This window comes from uncultured Bacteroides sp. (assembly GCF_947632445.1).
Taxonomy (GTDB): domain Bacteria; phylum Bacteroidota; class Bacteroidia; order Bacteroidales; family Bacteroidaceae; genus Bacteroides.
This window is the reverse complement of the sequence record NZ_CANRPM010000105.1, coordinates 1-6,035: the sequence shown is the minus strand read 5'-3', so window position 1 is coordinate 6,035 and position 6,035 is coordinate 1. Positions and strand designations below refer to the sequence as shown.

The window sequence follows — 6,035 nt, the reverse complement described above, 5'->3', positions numbered from 1 at the left end:
CCAGCGAGGCATCCACATCCAGCACGTCTAAGATGGGCTTGTCGTACTCGTCAATCAGCACCACCGCACGACGCCCGGTCTGCTCGTGGGCGACGCGGAGTACGTTGCGGAAACGAAGCCCCATACCCAGCTCTTTGTCGGGAGACAGCCCGTAACTTCTCTCCCAGCTCTCTACATAGTCGCGCAGCATCTCTTCCAGCTGGCCGGCGTCACTGAAAATGGCTCCGTTGAAGTCCACATGGAACACGGGATGCACCGCCCATTCCTTCTCCAGCCCCTCGATGGCCAGACCGCGGAACAATTCCTTGCGACCCAGGAAATAATTCTCCAGCGTGGACACCAGCAGGCTCTTGCCGAAACGGCGGGGACGGCTCAGAAAGTAAATCTTGCCTTCATGCGCCAGGTCGTAAACCAAGCCTGTCTTGTCCACATAGACATAACCGTCTTCAATAATCTGATCAAAACTCTGTATTCCGATAGGATATTTCATAATCTTGGCATTTGAAACACAAAAATAGAAAAAGGTAAAAACATGCACAAACGAAAACACAGTTTTTCCACCTTTACCCGCCGCGACCCTTTAATGGAAGGTATTCTTAATCGACAACAGACCGTGTTCGTGACCTTTTGATCGCGGAATTCCGTGCTTTCTTGCCTCCTGACAAAGCACTTCCTCACACCCTGACGAAGCACTTCCTTGCACCCTAAGAAAGCACTTTCTTATACCTTGACGAAGCACTGCGTCAGCGGGCAGGGAAGCACGGTGTCGCCCCGTCCTTCAGGCGGACGGACATCCCTTCGCCTCACGGTGTCGGACTATAAAAAAAGAGGGTGCGCACAGCGCACCCTCCCTTTTATCGTCTTATCTTGTCAGATAATCAGTTCTTGGTAATCGTTACGGAAATAGGTACTGTCTTCTTATAGCCCCAAGCGTCTTCGACGGTTACAGGCATTTCTACAGTTAACGTGTTGGAGATGGATTCACCGGTTACCTTAAAGGCACCCTTTACAGTACCCTTGCTATCTGTTTTAGCAGGTACAGTCTCTACATTCTTGATGTATTTGTCTTTATCCACACCTACAGATACTTCCTTGATTTGAGGATTAGCCCAAGCAGGAGTAAAAGTGGAGTTTGCTTTGTCAGGTACTATAGTATAAGTATTATTGTTGTAGTCCTTACCCTTAATGTCAGCATCCGTAATCAGCGCACCGTTAACAAGGTCGTTGCCGCTGATTGTAATCGTGCTGCCTGCGGCAGGAACGATAGTGCCTTCGTAAATCGGGCTCATCAGACGAATCTTGAAGGAGTAAGTATCGGCACCCTTAGCTTTGTATGCCCAACTTTCATAATCACTCTTCTTAACATTGACTGTCACAGCTTGGCCGTAACCATTCTGAGCTGTACCATCACTCTTCAGGCCGGGGTTCGATGCATTAAAGTCGATAGTGGCATTTTTGAATGTCTTATCTGTACTAAAGCTGAACAAGCCCGTAGTTGCCTTACTATTAATCTTTTCGTCTGCAACCAAACTTACTTCGGCGTCATCTACAAACTTGGAGAAATACTTGTTGAATGCAACTGCCGTCGTCGGAGCGCTGATTTCATCGAAGTAAGCGTTGATTACACCGTCTACTACATAAGCCGCCTTCTGCTCGAACATTGTGGACAATGCAGGAATCTTGAATTCAAACGGAATGACGATAGAGTTCAGTTCGCCATCTGCACCGGAGAATGTCACTTTTGCATAGTAAACTTTGTCTACTTCGAATTTATCTTTTGCTGTTGCATTCTCTACAGCAAACTTCATCAAAGTTGCGTTCTTAATACCATTGTCGGTATAAGGATCCTCAACGTTAGGAGAAATAAATGTCAAGTCAATACCATCTGCATTCGCTACTTCTTGAGAACATTTTGCATCAGTATAGAATTTTACTTCTGCTTCCGTCAGATTCTTCTTCCAAGCATCCAGTTGAGAGCCCAAAGCTTCTGTCATGGTGGACATCGGTGCAGTGAAGAAGTTCTTATTAGTTGCATCGGCTACGATTGTATGCGTTATCTTGTCGTAAACAGGATCGGCTACAATCTTGCTGGATACACTGACGGTTACTACAGTTTCTTTATAGTTGCCATTGTTGTCGATCGTTGTAACGGTCAAGTCGAAAGAAGCCTTTGTAATGACATCGGGGTCGGCATTTACTACGAAGGTGTGCTTCTCCTGGTCGAAGACAATATCGAACAGATTCTTATCTTCTTCCGCAACAGACAACCACATGTCGTACAAATCACTTGGCTCGTTTACCGTAACAGTGTTTGTGGCTTTGGGATCAACCTTAGCCGCCCCAGTCTCACCAATAGTGATGTCTTCTGCTCCTGCTTTTTTATTAATGCCTAACTTCGTAAGGTTTGCTGTTCCCTCAGCTGTCACTACAGGAATACTATATTCTGCTCTGCAAGCTGTGGTAGCACTGACTGCATACCCATAGTCTTTGTCTGTCAATTTAGTCAATGTATTTAAAGCATCCGCATTTTTTACTTCGGCTTTCTCCATGGCCAAAGTGTAAAGTCCATTTCCGTATGCAGCTTTAGTTTTTAGATAGTCTTTGTATTCGGTAGGCAGCAAAGTTACATAAGGCAGAACTTCGTTTTTGCTGTTGTAAAGCGAGAATTCGATTTCAGATGCATCCACATTTACCGGATTGATACGCAAACCGATTTCATCAGCAGAAGTAAGGATGTATTCGTTCGTGGTCGCATCTTTACCTGTCAAGGCTTTCCATGCGGCTCTACTTGACTTGTTACCTTTATCAGGAAGATTTTTATTGAACGCAAACTTCTTTATCGTAAAACTCGTAACATCATTAAGCAACTGATTTTTCATACCGGTGATAGAGCCGGCAGCGCCCGGTATATATATTTCTTCCATTTCGGTTCCGGCTTCGTTGGGCAGGTAGAGGGTATATCCGCCGTTGGCTTCAGCCACTGCATAAGCGGCGCCGTTGGCTTTGTATTCCGTTGCCGTCAATTCACCGCTTTCCTCATCCACCAGATACCAATAGCCGTCCTTGATGGTCGGTACGACTACCTTCTTTGTCTCCTCGCTGATAGCGGCTTTGTATTCGGTCTTTGTGCCGTCTTTATACCAATAGCCGTCTTCTCCGATGGTCCATTCCGTACCGTTGGTGCCGTTGGTGCCGTTAGTACCGTTATCGCCCTTGTCACCTTTGTCACCCTTGTCACCTTTGATGGTTTCAATGGTGCTGGTGCTGTTGTCATTCCAGGTGATGACGATGCCATCGCCCGATTTTGTGATGTTGGTAACATACCTACCGGCATTCACTTTGTCCTGCAAGGCTTTCAAGTCCGTCTTAACACCGTCTACCTGCGTCTGCAAGTTGGAGATGTCATCATCGTAGTCCTTGCAAGACGTAAACGTCCCTGTCGTTCCCAGCATAAGGGTTCCGAACAGGATCACACTTAAATACTTTTTGTTCATAATAAAAAATTTAAATTTATAAATTTAAAAAATTAAGTAATTGAGTCTCTTTTCCATTTGACAATAATCCTTCTTTTCTCTCTGTTCTTTTCCTTTCTGTTTTTAAAGTTAGTATCATGCTATTCCACATCTATTTACCCTGTTATCTGTGCGTTATTTCGCAGATAACGGAATACCCGGTCTATTCCTCTCTCTATGAGACGATTAGCCGCTTGCAAGCCCTTCATTTACTGCTTGACAAAGGCAATAATCTGCTTGTTTGCCTCGTCTATCCGCTCGTCCTGGAAGGGTTTCAGGTACGTTTCCGTCACGGCGATCGACGAGTGCCCCATCGCCTCCGAGATAATCCCCGGATGAATTTCACAGTGATAGGCCAGCGTAGCCCAGCTGTGCCGCGCCGCATAGGTGCTCAGATGCGCATCAATCCCCAGATAATGCCCCAGCTCGACCAGCTTGTAATTGAAATAGCGGAGGGCGGACTGATACTCCCGATACGCCTTTTCCTGGTCTTCTCCATTACTTATAATAGAAAAGAGGTATGGCGACCGGCGGTTCCGGTTCCTTATCTCCTCCATCAGACGGATGGCGTCGGGAGGCAGCACCACCGTCAGCAGCCGCCCCGTCTTCTTCCTTCTGTAGACCAGCACATTCCCGCAGAGGTCTGTCTTGCGCAGGAAGGCCAGGTCGACAAACGGCAGGCCGCGCAGCAGGAACATCAGGGCAAAGATCACCCCCGCCTTGCGCACGTCCGCCGGGATGCTGTCGTCCGCTCCTTTGTCTATCCAGGCCAGCAGGCGCTTGAGATCCGACGCGTCCAAAGCCCGTTTCACATTAGTCCGGGCCCCGGTGTGGACATGCTCGAACTGGCGGGGCACATAGGGCACACGCCCGTCGTCCACGCAGCGATTGTAGGCCGAACGGAGCGAACGCATGTAAGTAGCCACCGTGTTCCAGCTGCAATTTCGTGTCCGCAGATACTGCTCGAACTGTTTCAGCACAACCGGAGACAAATCCTTGAGCTTAAAACGTGAATTACCGCAGAATGCCAGAAAAGCATTCAATGTAGACTGATAAATGTGGGCGCTTCCCCACCTCTCATTGTTACGGAAGTCATTGATAACGGCCGTAAACACCTCTTTTAATATGATTTGTTTCATAATCAACAAAAGTTATTTCAAAAAATCTTTGGTATTATAACTTTTTTCCCCATATTTGCGAGGATTTAAAGTCTAATTTTACAATTGAGTCAAAATGAGAACAATGAGTAAACTAATGCTGGCGGTCATGTTGCTCTGGGCTACAGGCCTTTCCGCCCAGCAGACGAGTGAAGAAACTTCACAGCGTCGCATCAAGGAAGAAGGGAAGACAATCTTTGATCCTTACTTCTTCATGCAAATTCAAGGTGGTGTAGCCCACACAGTTGGCGAAGGCGATTTCAGCGACCTTCTTTCACCCGCAGCGGCCCTGTATGCAGGCTACAAGTTCAACCCCTGGCTGGGAGTACGCGCCGGACTGAGCGGCTGGCAGGCTAAAGGTGCCTGGGCATCTCCCCAGACAACCTACAAGTACAACTACCTGCAAGGGAATGTAGATGCCATGTTCGACCTCTGCAACCTCTTCGGGAAGTTCAAACCCAAACGGGCCGTCAATCCCTACCTCTTTATAGGAGTAGGTGTCAACGGTGCGTTCAACAACGACGAGGCCGTCGCCCTCGCTACTCAGGGCAAAGACTTGGCCTACTTGTGGACCGACAACAAAATATCGGTGGCCGGCCGGTTGGGCTTGGGACTGGATTTCCGTCTCGCCGATAAAGTCAGCTTCAATATCGAAGCCAACGGAAACCTCCACACGGACAAGTTCAACTCCAAGAAAGCCGGAAACTCCGACTGGCAGTTCAACCTGCTGGCAGGCTTCACCTTCAAGTTCGGAAAGGGCTACACAAAGACCGAACCGGTATATTACGAGCCGGAACCCCAGCCCGCACCGGTAGTCGAGAAGAAGCCCGAACCCAAACCGGTGGTAGTCGAAGAAAAGAAAGTCGTGCCGGAACCCCTCCGCAGAGACATCTTCTTCACCCTGAACTCCGCAGTCATCCGTCCGTCCGAAGAGCAGAAGATTGACGAACTGGCGCAATACCTGAACGAGAACCGGGAGGCAAAGGTAGTCATCAGCGGCTATGCCGACGTGAAGACCGGAAACGAGGACATCAACCTCCGCATCTCCGAGAAGCGTGCCAAAGCGACCGCCGAAGCCCTGAAGGCCAAAGGCATCCCCGCAGACCGCATTCAGATAGAGTTCAAGGGCGACACCGAACAACCGTTTGAAATCAACGAGCAAAACCGTGTAGCCATCTGCATAACGGAACCCTGACAAATGACAACTGATAACCATCTGTTTATATCAGATTTTACATCGGCAAACGAAAATGGTTCAAAAACGTCGTTTTTTTATTAAAAAAAAGGAATAATATTTGCACAGTTTCGTAAAATACCTTATGTTTGCACAGTTTTTATTCCGTTATCTGCGAAATAACGGAACAAA

General features: G+C 47.8%; 4 protein-coding genes. 1 reads left to right on the top strand and 3 read right to left on the bottom strand.

Features of this window, described 5'->3' with window-relative positions:
• The 3 genes from Q0Z70_RS12820 to Q0Z70_RS12810 form a co-directional block, all read right to left on the bottom strand.
• On the bottom strand, nucleotides 1–490 hold a 490-nt coding region (locus Q0Z70_RS12820; protein ID WP_298075121.1), incomplete at its 3' end, for an AAA family ATPase.
• A 388-nt stretch (nucleotides 491–878) separates the two neighbouring features.
• Complete coding sequence (locus tag Q0Z70_RS12815; protein WP_298075119.1) at nucleotides 879–3,494, bottom strand: PL29 family lyase N-terminal domain-containing protein; 2,616 nt, start codon at nucleotides 3,492–3,494, stop codon at nucleotides 879–881.
• 227 nt (nucleotides 3,495–3,721) lie between these two features.
• Nucleotides 3,722–4,657: a site-specific integrase gene (locus Q0Z70_RS12810; protein WP_298075123.1), complete on the bottom strand. Its 936-nt coding sequence runs from the start codon at nucleotides 4,655–4,657 to the stop codon at nucleotides 3,722–3,724.
• A gap of 88 nt (nucleotides 4,658–4,745) precedes the next feature.
• Between Q0Z70_RS12810 and Q0Z70_RS12805 the strand changes: the two genes are divergently transcribed.
• Nucleotides 4,746–5,864 carry an OmpA family protein gene (locus Q0Z70_RS12805; RefSeq protein ID WP_298075116.1) on the top strand — a complete coding sequence of 373 codons (1,119 nt, stop codon included), beginning with the start codon at nucleotides 4,746–4,748 and terminating at the stop codon, nucleotides 5,862–5,864.
• The last annotated feature ends 171 nt before the right edge of the window (nucleotides 5,865–6,035 follow it).